This is a genomic window from Pseudohongiella spirulinae, assembly GCF_001444425.1.
Taxonomy (GTDB): Bacteria; Pseudomonadota; Gammaproteobacteria; order Pseudomonadales; family Pseudohongiellaceae; genus Pseudohongiella; species Pseudohongiella spirulinae.
The window spans coordinates 2,022,728-2,039,789 of record NZ_CP013189.1; the positions used below are offsets into that span (position 1 = coordinate 2,022,728).

At 56.0% G+C, this 17,062-nt stretch carries 16 protein-coding genes; 1 reads left to right on the forward strand and 15 read right to left on the reverse strand.

Annotated elements, in window-relative coordinates; genetic code table 11:
• From purF to prmB, 15 genes are all read right to left on the reverse strand, one after another.
• Entirely contained in the window at positions 1–1,503 is a 1,503-nt protein-coding gene (gene purF / locus PS2015_RS09210) for an amidophosphoribosyltransferase (protein WP_058021924.1), read from the reverse strand.
• Positions 1,504–1,534: 31 nt separating this feature from the next.
• Positions 1,535–2,026 (reverse strand): CvpA family protein, encoded by a 492-nt coding sequence (locus tag PS2015_RS09215; RefSeq protein ID WP_058021925.1) that lies wholly within the window; start codon positions 2,024–2,026, stop codon positions 1,535–1,537.
• Positions 2,027–2,740, reverse strand: a complete 714-nt coding sequence (locus tag PS2015_RS09220; RefSeq protein WP_058021926.1) for an SPOR domain-containing protein — start codon at positions 2,738–2,740, stop codon at positions 2,027–2,029.
• A complete protein-coding gene (gene folC, locus PS2015_RS09225) occupies positions 2,731–4,101 on the reverse strand; it encodes a bifunctional tetrahydrofolate synthase/dihydrofolate synthase (RefSeq protein ID WP_058021927.1) in 1,371 nt (456 codons plus the stop codon). The genes PS2015_RS09220 and folC overlap by 10 nt, the downstream gene beginning before the upstream one ends.
• Before the next feature lie 4 nt (positions 4,102–4,105).
• Positions 4,106–4,984 carry an acetyl-CoA carboxylase, carboxyltransferase subunit beta gene (gene accD, locus PS2015_RS09230; protein WP_058021928.1) on the reverse strand — a complete coding sequence of 293 codons (879 nt, stop codon included), beginning with the start codon at positions 4,982–4,984 and terminating at the stop codon, positions 4,106–4,108.
• 50 nt (positions 4,985–5,034) lie between these two features.
• Positions 5,035–5,847, reverse strand: coding sequence for a tryptophan synthase subunit alpha (gene trpA / locus PS2015_RS09235; RefSeq protein ID WP_058021929.1), 813 nt, complete (start codon positions 5,845–5,847; stop codon positions 5,035–5,037).
• A gap of 13 nt (positions 5,848–5,860) precedes the next feature.
• Entirely contained in the window at positions 5,861–7,105 is a 1,245-nt protein-coding gene (gene trpB, locus PS2015_RS09240; protein ID WP_058021930.1) for a tryptophan synthase subunit beta, read from the reverse strand.
• Positions 7,092–7,742, reverse strand: coding sequence for a phosphoribosylanthranilate isomerase (locus PS2015_RS09245; RefSeq protein ID WP_058023247.1), 651 nt, complete (start codon positions 7,740–7,742; stop codon positions 7,092–7,094). The genes trpB and PS2015_RS09245 overlap by 14 nt, the downstream gene beginning before the upstream one ends.
• A 123-nt stretch (positions 7,743–7,865) precedes the next feature.
• A complete protein-coding gene (gene truA / locus PS2015_RS09250) occupies positions 7,866–8,657 on the reverse strand; it encodes a tRNA pseudouridine(38-40) synthase TruA (protein WP_058021931.1) in 792 nt (263 codons plus the stop codon).
• Positions 8,654–11,053 carry a motility hub landmark protein FimV gene (locus PS2015_RS09255; RefSeq protein ID WP_058021933.1) on the reverse strand — a complete coding sequence of 800 codons (2,400 nt, stop codon included), beginning with the start codon at positions 11,051–11,053 and terminating at the stop codon, positions 8,654–8,656. The genes truA and PS2015_RS09255 overlap by 4 nt, the downstream gene beginning before the upstream one ends.
• A 40-nt stretch (positions 11,054–11,093) precedes the next feature.
• Positions 11,094–12,113 carry an aspartate-semialdehyde dehydrogenase gene (locus PS2015_RS09260; RefSeq protein WP_335338229.1) on the reverse strand — a complete coding sequence of 340 codons (1,020 nt, stop codon included), beginning with the start codon at positions 12,111–12,113 and terminating at the stop codon, positions 11,094–11,096.
• Between the two features lie 39 nt (positions 12,114–12,152).
• Positions 12,153–12,800 (reverse strand): 3-isopropylmalate dehydratase small subunit, encoded by a 648-nt coding sequence (leuD, locus tag PS2015_RS09265; protein WP_058021937.1) that lies wholly within the window; start codon positions 12,798–12,800, stop codon positions 12,153–12,155.
• Between the two features lie 67 nt (positions 12,801–12,867).
• Positions 12,868–14,298, reverse strand: a complete 1,431-nt coding sequence (gene leuC / locus PS2015_RS09270; RefSeq protein WP_058021939.1) for a 3-isopropylmalate dehydratase large subunit — start codon at positions 14,296–14,298, stop codon at positions 12,868–12,870.
• Positions 14,299–14,371: 73 nt separating this feature from the next.
• A complete protein-coding gene (gene aroC, locus PS2015_RS09275; RefSeq protein WP_058021940.1) occupies positions 14,372–15,457 on the reverse strand; it encodes a chorismate synthase in 1,086 nt (361 codons plus the stop codon).
• Between the two features lie 36 nt (positions 15,458–15,493).
• Positions 15,494–16,390 carry a 50S ribosomal protein L3 N(5)-glutamine methyltransferase gene (prmB, locus tag PS2015_RS09280; protein ID WP_058021942.1) on the reverse strand — a complete coding sequence of 299 codons (897 nt, stop codon included), beginning with the start codon at positions 16,388–16,390 and terminating at the stop codon, positions 15,494–15,496.
• 79 nt (positions 16,391–16,469) lie between these two features.
• Between prmB and folE the strand changes: the two genes are divergently transcribed.
• Complete coding sequence (gene folE, locus PS2015_RS09285; RefSeq protein WP_058023249.1) at positions 16,470–17,054, forward strand: GTP cyclohydrolase I FolE; 585 nt, start codon at positions 16,470–16,472, stop codon at positions 17,052–17,054.
• The last annotated feature ends 8 nt before the right edge of the window (positions 17,055–17,062 follow it).

Sequence of the window (17,062 nt, forward strand, 5' to 3'; positions counted from 1 at the left end):
TCAGGCCTCATCCGCCGGCTCTTCCGGCTTGCGACGCTGCTGCTTTTTGGCCGCATCATTGCGTGAAGCCTCCAGCGCCTTCAGATAGTTATCATCCACATCACCGGTAATATACTGACCATTAAAGACCGCACATTCAAACTGGGTAATTTTGGGGTTACCTTCGTGTGAAGCGGCTATCAAATCTTCCAGATCCTGGAAGACCAGCCAGTCAGCGCCAATCAATTCCTGCACCTGCTCTTCAGTCTTGTCATACGCTATCAGTTCACTGGCAGCCGGCATGTCAATGCCATACACATTCGGATAACGTACCGGTGGCGCGGCAGAAGCAAAATACACCTTGCGGGCACCGGCATCACGCGCCATCTGAATAATCTGCTTGCAGGTAGTGCCACGCACTATGGAGTCATCCACCAGCAATACATTCTTGCCCCGGAACTCGAGCTCGATGGCGTTAAGTTTCTGCCGCACGGATTTGCGACGCTCACTCTGCCCCGGCATGATGAAGGTCCTGCCTATATACCGGTTCTTCACAAACCCTTCTCGATACTTCACACCCAGGCGATTGGCAAGTTCCAGGGCTGATGTACGACTGGTGTCGGGGATGGGAATCACCACATCAATATCATGATCCGGTCGCAGACGTTTTACCTTATCCGCCAGTCGCTCACCCATTCGCAGCCGTGCTTTATACACCGAAATGCCATCCATCAATGAGTCAGGCCGGGCAAAATAAACATGTTCAAAAATGCAGGGTGTATAGGGCGCCGGCTCGGCGCAGATCTGGGTGTGCAGATTGCCTTTGGCATCAATATACACGGCCTCGCCCGGCGCGACATCACGCACCAGGGTAAAACCCTGCGAGTCAAGAGCCACACTTTCGGAGGCCAGCATGTACTCGGTATGACCGTTCAGTTCCCGTTTGCCAAACACCAGCGGACGGATACCATTTTTATCGCGGAAACCCACAATGCCGTAACCGGTGATCATCACCAGTGCCACGTATCCGCCCCGGCAACGGCGATGCACGCCTTGCACCGCCTTGAAGACGTCGTCGGCACTGGGTGCCACACGCCCGACCTGCTGCAGCTCGTGAGCAAAAATATTCAACAGAACCTCAGAGTCGGAGTCAGTATTGATGTGACGCAGGTCCTCGGAGTAAAGCTCTTCGGCCAGAGTTGCCGAGTTGGTCAGGTTGCCGTTATGGGCCAGGCACAAGCCGTATGGGGAGTTGACATAGAACGGTTGCGCCAACGCAGGGCTGGAGCTGCCGGCAGTCGGATAGCGCACATGTCCGATGCCCATGCGACCGATCAGGCGGCGCATGTGGCGGGTGCGAAACACATCTTTGACCAGACCGTTGTCCTTGCGCAGACTCAGTTTACCGTTGTCACAGGTTGCGATACCTGCCGCGTCCTGACCCCGATGCTGCAACACCGTGAGGGTGTCATACAATGAAACTGCAACATCTGAGTTGCCAACGATGCCAACCAAACCACACATGCAAAATACTCCGTAAACCAGCTAGTAAAAATCAGGCTCCGGCAGGGACAGGATCGCTGTCCATGCCAAGCGTGCCCTGCGCCCAGGTTATCACCTGTTCGATATAGGGCAGTGTCAGGGATTGTTGCCACCACAGTTCCGTCTGATAAACGGCAGCGGCAAAATAAACGATGATGGCCACAATGATCACCCCACGCGCCACACCAAACAGTATGCCCAGCAGACGGTCTGTGATCTGCAGTCCTGCAACGCTGATCAGACGGGCCATAAAATGATTGATGATGCCACCCAGGATCAGCACGCCAAAACACAGCACGGCAAAGGCCATCACGTAGCGGGCGGTTTCACTGTCTGTCAGGCTGTCAAACAAAGGGGAGAACTGCGGACTGTAAAGTCGGGCCACGACGATGGCGCCTATCCACACCACCACCGACAGGACTTCCCGGACAAATCCTCGCCAGATACCAAACAAAGCCGACAGCGCAATGATGCTCAAGATAATAATGTCGACCCAGTTCAGCATTTACGGCGCCTCAATCTGATAACGCACTACCAGCCCGTTGAGCTGATAATCTTCACGCATCTGCCCCAGCAGTTGCTGAGCGGCTGCACGGTCGATCAGCGGCCCGACAAACACCGCCGTCAACTGTCCCTGACTGGAACTGATCTGGCGTGTATAGGCACGATGACCATCGCTGAGCAGGCGATTGAGCAGATTGCTGGCATTGGTCTGGTTTGAGAATGAGGCCAGACGCACGCTCCAGGCCTCCGGCAGGCCCTGATTGTCCAGTGCGGCAGTGATGGCCGCTGTATCGGGGGGCTCAGCTACCGCAGCTGCTGCTTGTGCAGCATCCGCTGCGGGCTCGTCTGTAGTGAGCGCCTGTGACTGCGCGTCATCATTGTTGTCAGCAGAATTGTTATCGGCAAGCTGCTCTTGCGAGTCGTCTACACTCTCAGCGTCGGTTGCTGGCTGGTCTGGCCGGTCAGAGGGAGCTATTGATTCTTCTACAGGTGTTTCGGGGCGAATTCGGATGGCATCGGAGTCGGCAGTGATAACGGGGCGCTGCGGCAGACTGCGGTTCACTTCCGGACGTTCGGCGACCGGGGGAATCTGGGTTTGTAGCGGTGGCTGGTAGCTGCCTTCTCCGTCAAAGATCATGGGCAGCACAATCACCGCAACCAGACCCAGAACGATGGTGCCGATTATTCGCTGACGGGTGTTTTGACTCACTGCCATCTGTCTTCGCTCGTAATCGTCTTTAACTGCATGACGTCTGACACGGTGAAAAAGGAACCACTCACAACCAGCAGGTCGCCGGGCGACGCTTCAGCACAGGCAGCCAAAAATGCTTGCTGCACACCTGTCGCTGCATTTAATAAGCCATGCAACGGACCATCAAATACCACAACGGATACGTTGTCTGACGTCGACTTTACAGGATGCTGCCGCACCAGGTTCGCCAGCTTATCGGCTGCCATGCAACGTGGCAGATCGAAGTGCGCAATATACCAGAAATCGATCTGCTTTTCTAAAGCCTGAATGTAGCCATCGTGATCTTTATCTTTCATCATGGCCAGCACTAATCTGACCTGTCCGGGCGCGGAGCCGACAGCATCAGCCCGCCAGCGGGCAATCGTATCAGCCAGCGCCAGGGCGGCCTGTGGATTGTGTGAAACATCCAACAAAACCTGCTGCCCATTGATGTTTATAAACTGCTGTCGGCCGGCTAACTGTAAATTGCTCAGCATGGCGGGCAGCACTTGCTGAAGCGCCTCCGGCCCGCTGACCAGTCCAGCAGCAATGGCGGCCTGGACGGCGCCAGCCACGTTTTGCAGCTGCAACGCCGGACGCGGCAGCCCGGACAACTGCCAGTGCCCCTGCCGCTGTGAATCGACACCCGACCACTGCCAGCCATCAGCCCTTTCTATTACGTTAAAATCCTGTTCAAACTGCAAAAAAGGACAGGCGAGCTGCTCAGCGATCTCACGCAAATTGGCCGGTGGTTGCGCTTCTGTGCAGATAACCGGTTTGCCTGGGCGAAAAATGCCGGCTTTTTCCCTGGCCACCGATTCACGCGTATCGCCCAGCCACTCCTGGTGGTCAAGTCCGATACTGCTGATCACCGCGACATCAGCATCCACCAGATTTACGGCATCCAGACGACCACCCAGCCCCACCTCCAGAATAGCTACATCGAGAGCAGCCTCGGCAAAGATCATCAATGCCGCCAGTGTGCCGAATTCAAAATAACTCAGGGAGATATCGCCGCGCGCCTGTTCAATAGTCGAAAACGCCTGTTCCAGGGAGGCATCATCGATGTCCTGCGCATTGATGCGCACGCGTTCGTTGTACTTCAATAAATGCGGTGAGGTGTATGCGGCCGTGCGATAACCCAGCGCGATACAAAGCGCTTCCAGAGTGGCAACATGGCTACCCTTGCCATTGGTGCCGGTCACTGTAATCACCACTGGTGCCGGACGGCCAAGGCCTATACGCTGCGCCACCAGGCGCAGCCGGTCAAGCCCCATGTCTATCTCTGAGGGGTGAAGCTGCTGGATATAATCCAGCCACTGCGCCAGCGAGGCGGGCTGTGTCATCAAATCAGGCAGCCGGAGGTAATTGCAGTAATTTGGCGACCAGGCCGGACACTGTCTGACGCATGTCCTGACGATGCACGATCATATCGATCGCTCCGTGCTCCAGCAGGAATTCAGCTCGCTGGAAACCTTCGGGCAGCTTGACCCGCACTGTCTGGCGGATCACATCCGGCCCGGTGAACCCGACCAATGCGCGTGGTTCAGCGATATTGATATCGCCTAACATCGCCAGACTGGCCGAGACACCGCCGTAGACCGGGTCAACCAGTACGGAAATAAACGGCAGGCCTTCGGCACGCAGTTTCTCCAGCGCTGCAGAGGTTTTGGCCATCTGCATCAGTGAGATCAGTGCTTCCTGCATCCGTGCGCCGCCACTGGTGGAGAAACACACAAACGGCAGACGCTGCTCGATGCAGCGATTGACCGCCTGGACGAATTTCTCACCCACCACGGCTCCCATAGAGCCACCGATAAATCCGAATTCAAAGGCGGCAACAACGCTCTCCACGTCACAGACCCGGCCCTGTATGACGATCAATGCGTCCTTTTCGCCGGTGCTCTTTTGAGCGGCTGACAGCCGATCTTTATACTTTTTGAGGTCTTTGAACTTGAGAATATCGACCGGCTCGATGTCGCCGAACAGCTCCTGCTGGCCTTCAGCATCCATGAACAGCTCCAGTCGTCGTCTGGCACTGATGCGCATGTGATGGTCGCATTTGGGGCAGACATCATGGTTGCGCTCCAGATCGGGCCGATACAGCACGGCCTCACAGCGCGGGCACTTCTTCCACAGCCCTTCGGGCACACTGGACTTCTGCTTGCCGCCTTCAGGCGCCGCACTGCTGTTGCGAATGGAGGGAAGGATTTTGTTAATCCAGCTCATACCTGATTCCTGTAAAACACTTGCCGTTAACTATAACATTTTACGAGCGTTTATGCGTCCATTGCCTGACGCAGCTGTGCGATGATGGCGGTGGCTTCTGCAATGCTGGCCTGATCCCGGGCGCCGGAATCTGTCAGCGCGGCAATCCGCTCTACCAGCGCGCTGCCCACAATCACTCCATCGCTGATGCTGGCCATGGCACGGGCACTGTTATCGTCCTTGATACCAAAACCGACCACAACCGGCAGCTCTGTGCGGCTGCGCAAAGTCTGCACCCGTTCAGCAATCTCGCCACTGTCGGAAATCGCGGCGCCGGTGACACCTTTCAAGGATACGTAATACAGGTAGCCAGAACTGTGTTCACAGATACCCTGCAGACGGCGCTCCGTGGTGGTCGGCGCCACCAGGAAAATGATATCCATGTCACGCGGCCGGGTCAGTTCAAGCAAGGCACTGGCTTCACTGACCGGAAGATCGACAATCAGCACGCCATCAACGCCAGCCTGCGAAGCCTGTTCAACGAATGCCTGGTAGCCAAGGATCTCCACCGGGTTAAGATACCCCATCAGCACTATTGGCGTAGTGTCATCCTGCTCGCGAAAGCGGCGCACAATGTCAAATACCGCTTTTAATCCTGTCCCCTGGCGCAGCGCTCGTTCGGCACCCAATTGAATCACCGGGCCGTCAGAGGACGGGTCGCTGAAAGGCACACCCAGCTCTATTACATCAGCACCATCAGCGACCAGTTGATGCATCAAGGCCACTGTGGTGACCGCATCCGGGTCGCCAGCCACCAGATAGGGAATCAAAACCTTTTTGCCATCAGCCTTTTTCTGACTGATTCTTGTTGAAATCCTGCTCATGCTCTCCTCATCCTTAAACGCTGATGCCGTCGATGGCCGCTACGGTATGAATATCTTTATCACCCCGGCCGGACAGATTGACCACAATGTTCTGATCGGGGCTCATGGTCGCAGCCAGTTTCAAGGCGTAAGCCACCGCATGGGCTGACTCGAGCGCCGGGATAATCCCTTCCAGCCGCGTTGTCAGCCGAAAGGCTTCCAGCGCTTCGGTATCTGTGACGGAGACGTAATTAGCGCGGCCAATATCTTTGAGCCAGGCATGTTCTGGCCCGACACCCGGATAGTCCAGACCTGCTGATACCGAATGTGTCTCCATGATCTGACCGTTATCGTCGCTCATGATGTAAGTGCGGTTGCCGTGCAGGACACCCGGCTTGCCCGCCGACAGCGGCGCCGCATGACGACCGGTTTCAACACCATCACCACCGGCTTCGACACCGTAAATGGCGACTTCTTTATCCTTCAGGAAGGGGTGGAACAGACCAATGGCATTGGAACCACCGCCCACACAGGCCACCAGGGCATCTGGCAGACGACCATATTCTTCCAGAGACTGCGCGCGCGCTTCACGGCCGATGATGGCCTGGAAATCGCGCACCAGCATGGGATACGGATGCGGGCCGGCCACTGTGCCAATGATGTAATAGGTATTATCCACATTGGTGGCCCAGTCACGCAGCGCCTCATTCAGTGCATCTTTCAGGGTACGCGAACCGGAAGTCACCGGAATGACGTTGGCACCCAACAGCTTCATGCGATAGACATTGGCTGACTGGCGCTTGACGTCATCAGCGCCCATGTAAACATGACACTCCAGACCGAGTCGCGCCGCTACCGTGGCGCTGGCGACACCATGCTGACCTGCACCGGTTTCGGCAATAATACGCGGCTTGCCCATGTATTTGGCCAATAGCGCCTGACCGATGGTATTGTTGATTTTGTGTGCCCCGGTGTGGTTCAGGTCTTCGCGTTTCAGGATGATACGCGCGCCACCGGCGTGTTTTGTCAGTCGCTCGGCAAAATACAGAGGCGAGGGACGGCCCACGTAATGTTTCATGTCATTGTCGTAGTCGCGCCAGAAGTCAGGATCTTTGGACAGCTTGCGATACACCTGGTCGAGCTCCTCGACCGCTGCCATCAGCGTTTCACCCACAAATATGCCACCGAAACGCCCAAAATGGCCGCTCAGGTCGGGTCCGCTGAAAAGATCCTGCTCTGTTGCCGATTTGGCAACGTTAACTGACTCAGATACAGACACGATTAACCTCTTTGAAAAATTCCTGCAATTTTTCCGGATCTTTCAGACCCGGCTCACTTTCTACCCCGCTGCTCAGATCGAGCGCCCAGGGTCGAACCTGCGTGATGGCCTGAGCGACATTGGCAGCCTTCAGGCCGCCGGCCAGTACCACCGGCACGTTGCACTGTTCTACACAGCGTCGTGCCACAGTCCAGTCAAACTGTTTGCCAGTGCCGCCGGCCTGCCGGGCGTCAAACGCATCCAGCAATATCGCACTGGCATTTGGATGTGCGGATGCTTCCTGAAGCGGATCGGCGGCCAGACCGTCCTGCCCGGGCTTGACCCTCACCGCCTTCATGTAAGGCAAACCGAATGACTCGCAAAAAGCCGCGTCTTCATCACCGTGAAACTGCAGACAGTCCAGCCGAACCTGCCTGAGCGCATCGCGCACATCTTTCTTGTCGGGATTGACGAACAGTCCGATCATGCTCACAAAAACGGGAGTCACCGAGACTATCACCGCAGCCTGTGCGGGACTCACGGCACGCTTGCTGGGTGGATAAAATACTAAACCCAGTGCATCGGCTCCAAACCACGCCGCCTGCCGCGCATCATCCGGGCGGGTGATTCCGCAGATCTTGACGCGGGTGCGCGGCATGGTCTGGCTGTTGTTTGTGTATGCAGTGCTCATGAGTCGACAATCTGGCTGTTCAGCGAAGCAGGTGATTTTAACAGAGAACCCGCAGCCTTGGGTGAGTAAAACGCCTGTCCGCTTAAAAATTCAGAGAAAACAGGGTCCCAAAGGCAACATCGGCAGATCAGGGTAGCCAGGATAGCTTACATGGACCAGAAACAGGCCATCTGGCCTGGCAGTTTCGGCCGCCTGCTGGCGATCCCGGCTTGCCAGTATCTGCGCCACCCAGGATTCAGGCTGCCTGCCCTGCCCGACATGCAGCAAGGTGCCAACTATATTCCTGACCATATGCAGTAAAAACGCGTTGGCCTCAACCTCCACGACAACAAATCGGTTATGGCGGTAGGCCTTGATCTCATGAACGTAACGAAAAGGTGTACTGGACTGGCAACCGCTGCCCCTGAAGGCGCTGAAATCATTTTCGCCCAATAGCGCCTGTGCGGCCCGGTGCATACTGTCGACATCCAGTTTTTCCCGGCTATGAGTCAATTGGCCGACCAGTACCGTCGGCTTCACCGGCTCATCGTAAATGATATAGCGGTAGCGGCGTGCCGTTGCGGAATGTCTGGCGTGAAAACGATCATCAACAGTACAGGCCCATTGCACACGAATCTGGGGGGGCAGTTGAGTATTGGTCCCCATAATCCAGGCTTTTGGGCCCCGGTCTTTGACGGTATCAAAATGTACAACCTGGCCGGTTGCATGCACACCAGCATCGGTGCGGCCAGCACAGCTTATACTCACCGGCTGGTCGGCAATCCTGCTCAGCGCCTGCTCCAGCAAGCCCTGAATGGTAGGCAATGGCGGGGCCAGTTGACGCTGCCAACCCGAAAAGGCGGCACCGTTGTACTCAACACCCAGTGCTATACGGTTGTTCACAGACGATCTAGCAAGGCCTGGGCATCCTGACGCTGGGACTCAGTGCCTTCCTCAAGCACTTCCGCCAGAATCTCCCGGGCACCCTCTTCATCGCCCATGTCGATGTAGGCGCGCGCCAGGTCCAGTTTGGTGGCGGCTTCATCACTATCGGACAGGAAAGGGAAATCCTCGTCGTCATCGTCCAGGTCGTCATCCGCCGTCAGTTCTTCAGATGGTATAAAGGCCAGATCATCGAAGTCATCATCGTCGTCACCATCTACGGCGACTGGCTCCGGCTCCGGCTCTGGCTCCGGCTCTGGCTCCGGCTCTGGCTCAGGTTCTGGCTCAGGTTCTGGCTCAGGTTCTGGTTCTGGTTCTGGTTCTGGTTCTGGTTCTGGTTCTGGTTCTGGTTCTGGTTCTGGTTCTGGTTCTGGTTCTGGTTCTGGTTCTGGTTCTTCAGATTCTGTCGGCCACTCCAGGTCAGCATCAAAGTCATCAGATTCTTTTGCCGGAGCAGACTCGGGCTGCGGATCGGCCGAACTGTCCAGATCGAACTCATCGTCCAGAGTATAATCACCAGTGCTGTCAGTCCAGGCCGTATCTGAGTCGCTGAGCTCTTCACCCGCTGAGGGCTCTTCATCCGCTGAAGGCTCTTCACCCGCTGAAGGCTCCTCACCCGCTGAAGGCTCTTCACCCGATATGGGCTGCTGCTCTTCTGACAACATTCGGTCAAAATCAGACGTTTGACTGCTGTCAGTGTCCGCAGACGCCTGCTCGGCCAGCGCGGCGGCCTCTCCGCTCGGCGTATAGACAACGCCATCATCATCTTGAATTGCCGCATCGTCTGTCAGGTCTTCACGACGCGCATCGGCGTCGGCATCAGCCTCTGCTGCTGCAGCCGCCACACCAGCAAACAGCAATTCGTCAGAATCTTCTTCGCCGATTTTCAGTTTATCGGCATCATGTTCATTTTCCTGTTCGGCAGCCCGCGCGCTGCGATTGCGCCACACCAGGATCAGCACCAATATCAATATCAGCGCAACCGCAAGCCCCAGCAACATCCAGGTATTACTGACCAGTGAATTCATCAAGCGCTGCAACGGGCCTGCCTCGGGTGCCAGAGTGACTACCGTCGGAGGTGGCGGCTCGGCTATCGCCTGCTCACGCTGCTGTTCAGCCAGCGAGGACTGCAACTGCGCCAATTCCAGATCGCGCAAGCGGATTATCTCCTGAGCGGAGGCAATCTGCTGTTGCAGCATATCCAGGCGCGCATTCAGCTCAGAATTTTCAGAATCGAGCCGATCAAGTTCTTCCTGACGCACCGCCAGGCGGTCCTCCAGTTCATTGAGGCGCTGCTCGCGCTCTGCATCCTGGCTGCCGGCCGCATCCACATCAACCGGTTCGTTTTGCTCTTCGTCCACGCTGACTACCCGCAGCTCACCCTGCGCATTACCGCCAGTTGCGCTGCCCGGCGCAGCCGCAGTGGGCTGTGGAGTCGTTGCCCGTGCCGCGAATGCCTGGTTCTGCTGCGCAACCTGCTGCACGGCCTCTGTCTGGCCCAGACGGCGAATTTCAGCCATTTCCGGTACGTTCAGCACGGCACCGCGGCGCACCTGATTGATATTGCCGCCGATAAAGGCATCTGGATTCAGACGCTGCAGCGCCAGCATGGTTTGCTGGACGCTCACCGAGTCATCAGGCCTGGCTCGCAGAGCGAGTTCCCACAAGGTGTCTCCGGCATTGACCGTCAGCGTACTGGCATTAGAGATAACCGGGGGCGACGCGGGCGTGCTGGACGGCTCTTCGGTCGGTGCCTGGGCACTTGTGGCTGCTTCAGTGGCTGTGCTCTGACTATCGTCAGACTGTCCGGCGACAGGATCGCTGGTAACCGGCACATCAGCCAGTTGAGGTTCTGCTTGCTGTTCTGCATTGAGCGGCTCATCAGCCTGTGTTTCATCAACGATGGGTTCTTCGTTAACCGAGCGACTGGGGGAAATGACCTGCGAGGCCACTCCCGAGGAGAATGCCGGACTCTCAAGTCGCAGCGTGTATTCGGTCAGCAGGCGTCCGGTTGGCCAGCGCGTCTCCAGGACCAGGGCAATAAAAGGTTCATTGACGGTGACAGTGGTATCCAGTCTGGCAACCGGACCACCATTAGCACTCAAGTCCAATGTCACCTGCAGATTATCCAGGACGGGATTACGCTCCAGAGAGAAGCGCTCAAAATCGTCCGCAGAGGCCACGCTAACCGTTATATCCGCGGCCGACACGCCCTGCACATCCTGCAGACTGATCACAGCTTGCAGCGGTTGCCCGCTGCGACTGTTAAGGGTCAACTCACCCAGTTCGACGGCTGCTACCGGACCGGCAGCCAGCATCGCCAGCACCGTCAGACAGGAGAGCAACCGTTTGATCATTTCATATTCCTTTTATTTTGATCGTTTGACGTCCGAGTATTTATGATAAATAGTCTTTTATCAACACCTCAGCGATCTGAATGGAGTTCAGCGCCGCGCCTTTACGGACATTGTCACCGACAATCCACATATCAATACCGTTGGGATGTGAAATATCCTTGCGGATCCGACCCACCAGCACTTCATCCTTGCCAGCAGAATCACCGACCGCTGTCGGATAGCCACCGTCTTTGCGCTCATCCATCAACACGGCACCCGGTGCATTGCGAATCAGTTCACGCACCTCTTCTACCGTGATTGGCTCCCGGGTTTCCAGATGCACCGCCTCAGAGTGTGAATAGAATACCGGCACGCGCACGCAGGTTGCATTCACTTCGATGGCCGGATCCATGATCTTTTTGGTTTCCCAGGACATTTTCATCTCTTCCTTGGTGTAACCATTGTCCAGAAATACATCAATGTGCGGCAGCGCATTAAAGGCGATCTGCTTGGGATACACATTGCACTCAGCCTCTTTGCCGTTAAGCAGCGCTGCGGTCTGGGCGGCCAGCTCTTCGATGGCCTCTTTACCGGTGCCGGATACCGCCTGGTAGGTCGCCACATTGATCCGGGTAATGCCCACTTTGTCATGAATGGGTTTCAGCGCCACCAGCATCTGAATGGTCGAGCAGTTAGGGTTGGCTATGATGTTACGGGTTTTATAGCCGGCAATGGCTTCCGGATTAACTTCCGGCACCACCAATGGTATATCTTCGTCATAGCGGAACTGAGAGGTATTGTCGATAACTATACACCCCGCCGCGCCGGCCTTGGGTGCGTAGATCTCGGAAATGCTGCCACCGGCTGAAAACAGACCGATATCGGCTTTGGAAAAATCGAAATCGGCCAGATTCTGGACTGTCACAGACTTGCCGCGGAACTGTATTTTGCTGCCGGCAGAGCGCTCACTGGCCAGCGGAAACAGTTCATTAACCGGAAAATCGCGCTCTTCCAGAATGCTGATCAGGGTCTCGCCTACCGCACCGGTGGCACCCACAACCGCAACATTATACTTCTTCATAATAACTCCCTTGGATTAAAAACCTGATCACGTCAGCGCTTATTGTTGCGCCGGAAAGTACCAGGGGGATTTATCCCGCCACTGGGTCTCGAACGCTGCAATGGCGTCGGCATCCTCCAGTGTCAGGCCGATGTCGTCCAGACCGTTCAGCAGGCAGTGCTTGCGGAAGCCGTCCACTTCAAACGCAATCGTGCTGCCATCGGGCTTGTTGATGGTTTGCGCGGGCAGATCAACCGTCAGTTGATAACCTTCCTGCGCCTCAACCTCTTTAAACAACTGGTCGACAGTATCTTTATCAAGAACAATGGGTAATATTCCATTCTTGAAGCAATTATTGAAAAAAATATCGGCAAAGCTCGGTGCAATGATGACACGAAAACCATAGTCATCCAGCGCCCAGGGTGCGTGTTCACGGCTTGAACCGCAGCCAAAGTTATCCCGCGCCAGCAATACACTGGCACCCTGATAACGGGGCTGATTCAATACAAATTCCTGATTGACGGGACGCTTGCTGTTATCGGCATCCGGCTCGCCCTTATCCAGGTAACGGTGCTCGTCAAACAGATTGACGCCAAAACCACTGCGTTTGATCGACTTCAGAAACTGCTTGGGGATAATGAAGTCGGTATCCACATTGGCCCGGTCCAGTGGCATAGCCAGGCCGGTATGTACGGTAAATGCTTTCATAATCGTTCACTCAAATACTGTCATCAATTAAGGTCTGCCGGTGGCGAACCCTGCCAATGCCTGTCGCTCAGTGCTCCAGCAGAATATCGCGCACATCCACAAAATGGCCATGTACGGCGGCGGCCGCGGCCATGGCCGGACTGACCAGGTGGGTGCGACCACCAAAGCCCTGACGGCCTTCAAAGTTACGGTTGGAGGTCGACGCACAGTGCTTGCCTGCCGGCAACTGGTCGGCGTTCATGGCCAGGCACATTGAGCAGCCGGGCTCACGCCATTCCAGGCCTGCTTCGATAAAGATCTTGTCCAGACCCTCTGCTTCGGCCTGCTGTTTGACCAGACCGGAACCCGGCACCACCATGGCCAGCTCCACGCTGTCAGCCACCTTGCGGCCTTTGACAACCGCAGCCGCGGCGCGCAGGTCTTCGATACGCGAGTTGGTGCACGAACCGATAAAGATATACTCCAGCTTGATATCCTTGATGGGTGTGCGCGGCTTCAGACCCATATATTTCAGCGCCTGACGGATATTGCTGGCACGACCCGGATCTTTTTCCTGATCGGGGTCCGGCACTTCACCGGTGACCGGCGCTACCATTTCCGGGGAAGTTCCCCAGGTGACCTGCGGAATAATATCAGCCGCATCCAGCACCACCACACGATCAAAATGTGCATCCGGGTCGCTGACCAGCGTACGCCAGTAATCAGCAGCACGCTCGAACATCTCACCCTGCGGGGCCATGGGCCGACCCCTGATGTAATCAATGGTGGTTTCATCAACGGCAATCAGACCCGCACGGGCACCGGCCTCAATCGCCATATTGCAGACACTCATGCGCCCTTCCATGCTCAACGAACGGATGGCCTCACCGCCAAATTCGATGGTATAGCCGGTACCGCCGGCTGTGCCGATTTCACCGATAATGGCCAGCACGATATCCTTGGCAGTCACGCCCGGGTTCAAATGGCCATCGACGCGAATCAGCATATTTTTCATCTTGCGCTGAATCAGACACTGCGTGGCCATCACATGCTCAACTTCGGAGGTGCCGATACCGTGTGCCAGCGCACCCAGTGCACCGTGAGTAGAGGTATGCGAATCACCGCAGACAATGGTCATGCCGGGCAGCGTTGCACCCTGCTCCGGCCCGACCACATGCACAATACCCTGACGGATATCGTTCATATCAAGTTCTGTGATGCCGAACTCACGACAGTTCTCATCCAGCGTCTTGACCTGAATACGCGATACCGGATCGATAATGCCATCCAGGCCACGGCTGCGTTCCGCCTTGGTGGTCGGAATATTGTGATCAGGCGTTGCCAGGTTGGCATCCGCACGCCAGGGTTTACGCCCGGCCAGACGCAGACCTTCAAAGGCCTGCGGTGAGGTGACCTCATGAATCAGCTGACGATCGATGTAAATCAATGCTGTGCCATCGTCGCGCTGCTTGACCAGGTGTGAATCCCAGAGCTTGTCGTATAAGGTTTTTCCAGCCATGAATCATTCCCGCATGTCGAGCCACCTACCATAGGTGGCAGTGTTAAATTTCAATTACAGATCTATGAAATTATTATATTTTTGGTGTGCTGCACGTTACATCAAAATTCTGTGCGCGGTGGCGCAGCAGATGATCCATCAGCACAATGGCCAACATGGCCTCGGCGATGGGCACCGCACGAATACCCACGCAGGGATCATGCCGCCCGGTTGTCACCACCTCCGCCGACTGACCGTGGATATCAATCGATCGCCCCGGCAAGCGCAGACTGGAAGTCGGCTTCAACGCAATATGTGCCACGACATCCTGGCCACTGGAAATGCCACCGAGCACACCGCCGGCGTTATTCGACAGAAACCCCTCAGGCGTCATTTCATCGCGATGCTCGGTGCCTTTCTGGGTTACTGACTCAAAACCTGCACCGATTTCCACGCCTTTAACAGCATTTATACTCATCAGGGCATGCGCAATATCGGCGTCCAGCCGGTCAAACACCGGCTCACCCAGACCGACCGGCACGCCGCTGGCGACAACTGAAATCCGGGCACCAATGGAATTGCCTTCTTTATTCAGCGCAGCCATATACGTTTCCATCTCTGCCACTTTCCCGGCATCCGGACAGAAAAACGGATTTTGCTCTACCTGATCCCAGTCCAGCACCTCGGCCTTGATCGGCCCAAGCTGGCTGAGATAGGCACGCACCTGCACGCCACAATGTTGCGCCAGGTACTTCTTGGCAATCGCGCCAGCCGCCACCCGCATGGCCGTTTCTCGGGCAGAAGAGCGGCCACCGCCCCGATAATCCCGCAGACCATACTTTTGCTGATAGGTATAATCGGCGTGAGCAGGGCGAAATATATCCTTGATTTTACTATAATCTTTAGACCTTTGATCCGTGTTTTCTATGATCAGGCCAATCGGTGTTCCGGTGGTTTTGCCCTCAAACACACCTGACAGAATTTTCACTTCATCAGCTTCACGGCGCTGCGTGGTAAAACGCGACTGGCCCGGCTTGCGCCGATCCAGATCACGCTGCAGATCGGCCTCTGACAGTTCCAGACCGGGCGGGCAGCCATCCACAATACAACCCAGTGCCAGGCCGTGGCTTTCGCCAAAACTGGTGACAGTGAACAGACTTCCTATGGTATTGCCGGCCATCGGTCAGGCTTCCATTACTGAGTAAAAAGGCGGGTATTATACACGAAGTGCCTGTCTGGCACGAATCAGCTCAGCGCGGCTGATCGCCAATACGCCTTCACCGCCGTGCTCAAATTCCAGCCACGTGACCTGCAGACGTGGACAGCGCTGCTCCAATAAGAGCCAGGTATAACCCAGCTCCAGCACCAGCAGACCGTTCTCACTCAGGTAGTCTGACGCCTGCTGCAGGATTGCCAGGGGTATGGCCAGGCCTTCGTCCTCAGACAGCAGCCCCAGTGACGGCTCCGATTGATATTCGGCCGGCAGCTCTGCCACTTCCTGCGCAGACACATACGGTGGATTGGAGACAATCAGGTCGTAGGGGCCGTGCCCGGCACAGCGCTCAGTCAGTGACGAGAACAGGTCCGACTGGATGGCATGTACCCTATCCTGCAATTGATGTCGCTCGATGTTGCTGCGCGCAACCGCCAGCGCATCCTCTGATATATCAGCCAGATCCACCTGCGCCTGCGGGAAGCAGATGGCTGTGGCGATACCAATGCAGCCACTGCCAGTACAAAGATCCAGAATACGTCGGGGCGACTCATCCAGCAGAGGCTGGAAATCATTGGCTATCAATTCCGCTATCGGCGAACGGGGCACCAACACTCTGTCATCAACATTAAATGGCAGACCGGCAAACCAGGCCTCCCCTATCAGATAGGCTACGGGTATGCGATTGTTGATGCGCTTGTCCGCCAGCGACACGATGTGCTGCCACTGCCCGGCACTGACAGGCTGGGCGGGGTCTACCTCCTCATCAAATGACAGACCCAGCAATGAAAACACCAGATAGACCGCCTCATCCCAGGCATTGTCCGTTCCGTGACCATAATACAGGTCGGCCTCTTCAAACTGCTCGGCTAGCCGGGACAGGCATTCCTCTAATTGCATTATCTTGTCCTAAAAATTGCTTTACGAAGCCATGGTGATATCGTACGGTATCGATCTTTTTTTGACGAGTGACCCTGGCATGAGCAAAACACCTCTGCAACCCGCTGACAAACTCTCCGGCATGACTCAGGCTTACCGGGAGATCATCGCCGACATTGGCGAAAATCTGAACAGGCCGGGACTGGTAGATACACCGCTGCGCGCCGCCAAGGCCATGCAGTTTCTGACCCGCGGTTATCAGCAGAACATCGACGAAGTGATCAACAACGCCATGTTCCCCTCCTCTTCTGAAGAGATGGTCATCGTCAAAAACATCGAATTATATTCCATGTGCGAGCATCACATGCTGCCATTTATCGGCAAATGCCATGTTGCCTATCTGCCCAAGGGCAAGGTGATCGGTTTGTCGAAGATAGCACGCATCGTGGATATGTTTGCCCGTCGCCTGCAGATTCAGGAAAATCTGACCAAAGAAATTGCCGAGGTCATCATTGAAAAAACCGGTGCTGCCGGTGCCGGGGTGATTATCGAGGCTCAGCACATGTGCATGATGATGCGTGGCGTGGAAAAGCAGAATTCGGTGATGACCACATCGTGCATGCTTGGGGCTTTCCGCAACAGTCAGAGTACCCGCAATGAATTTCTGTCGCTAATTCAGCGCTGATTGCGGCG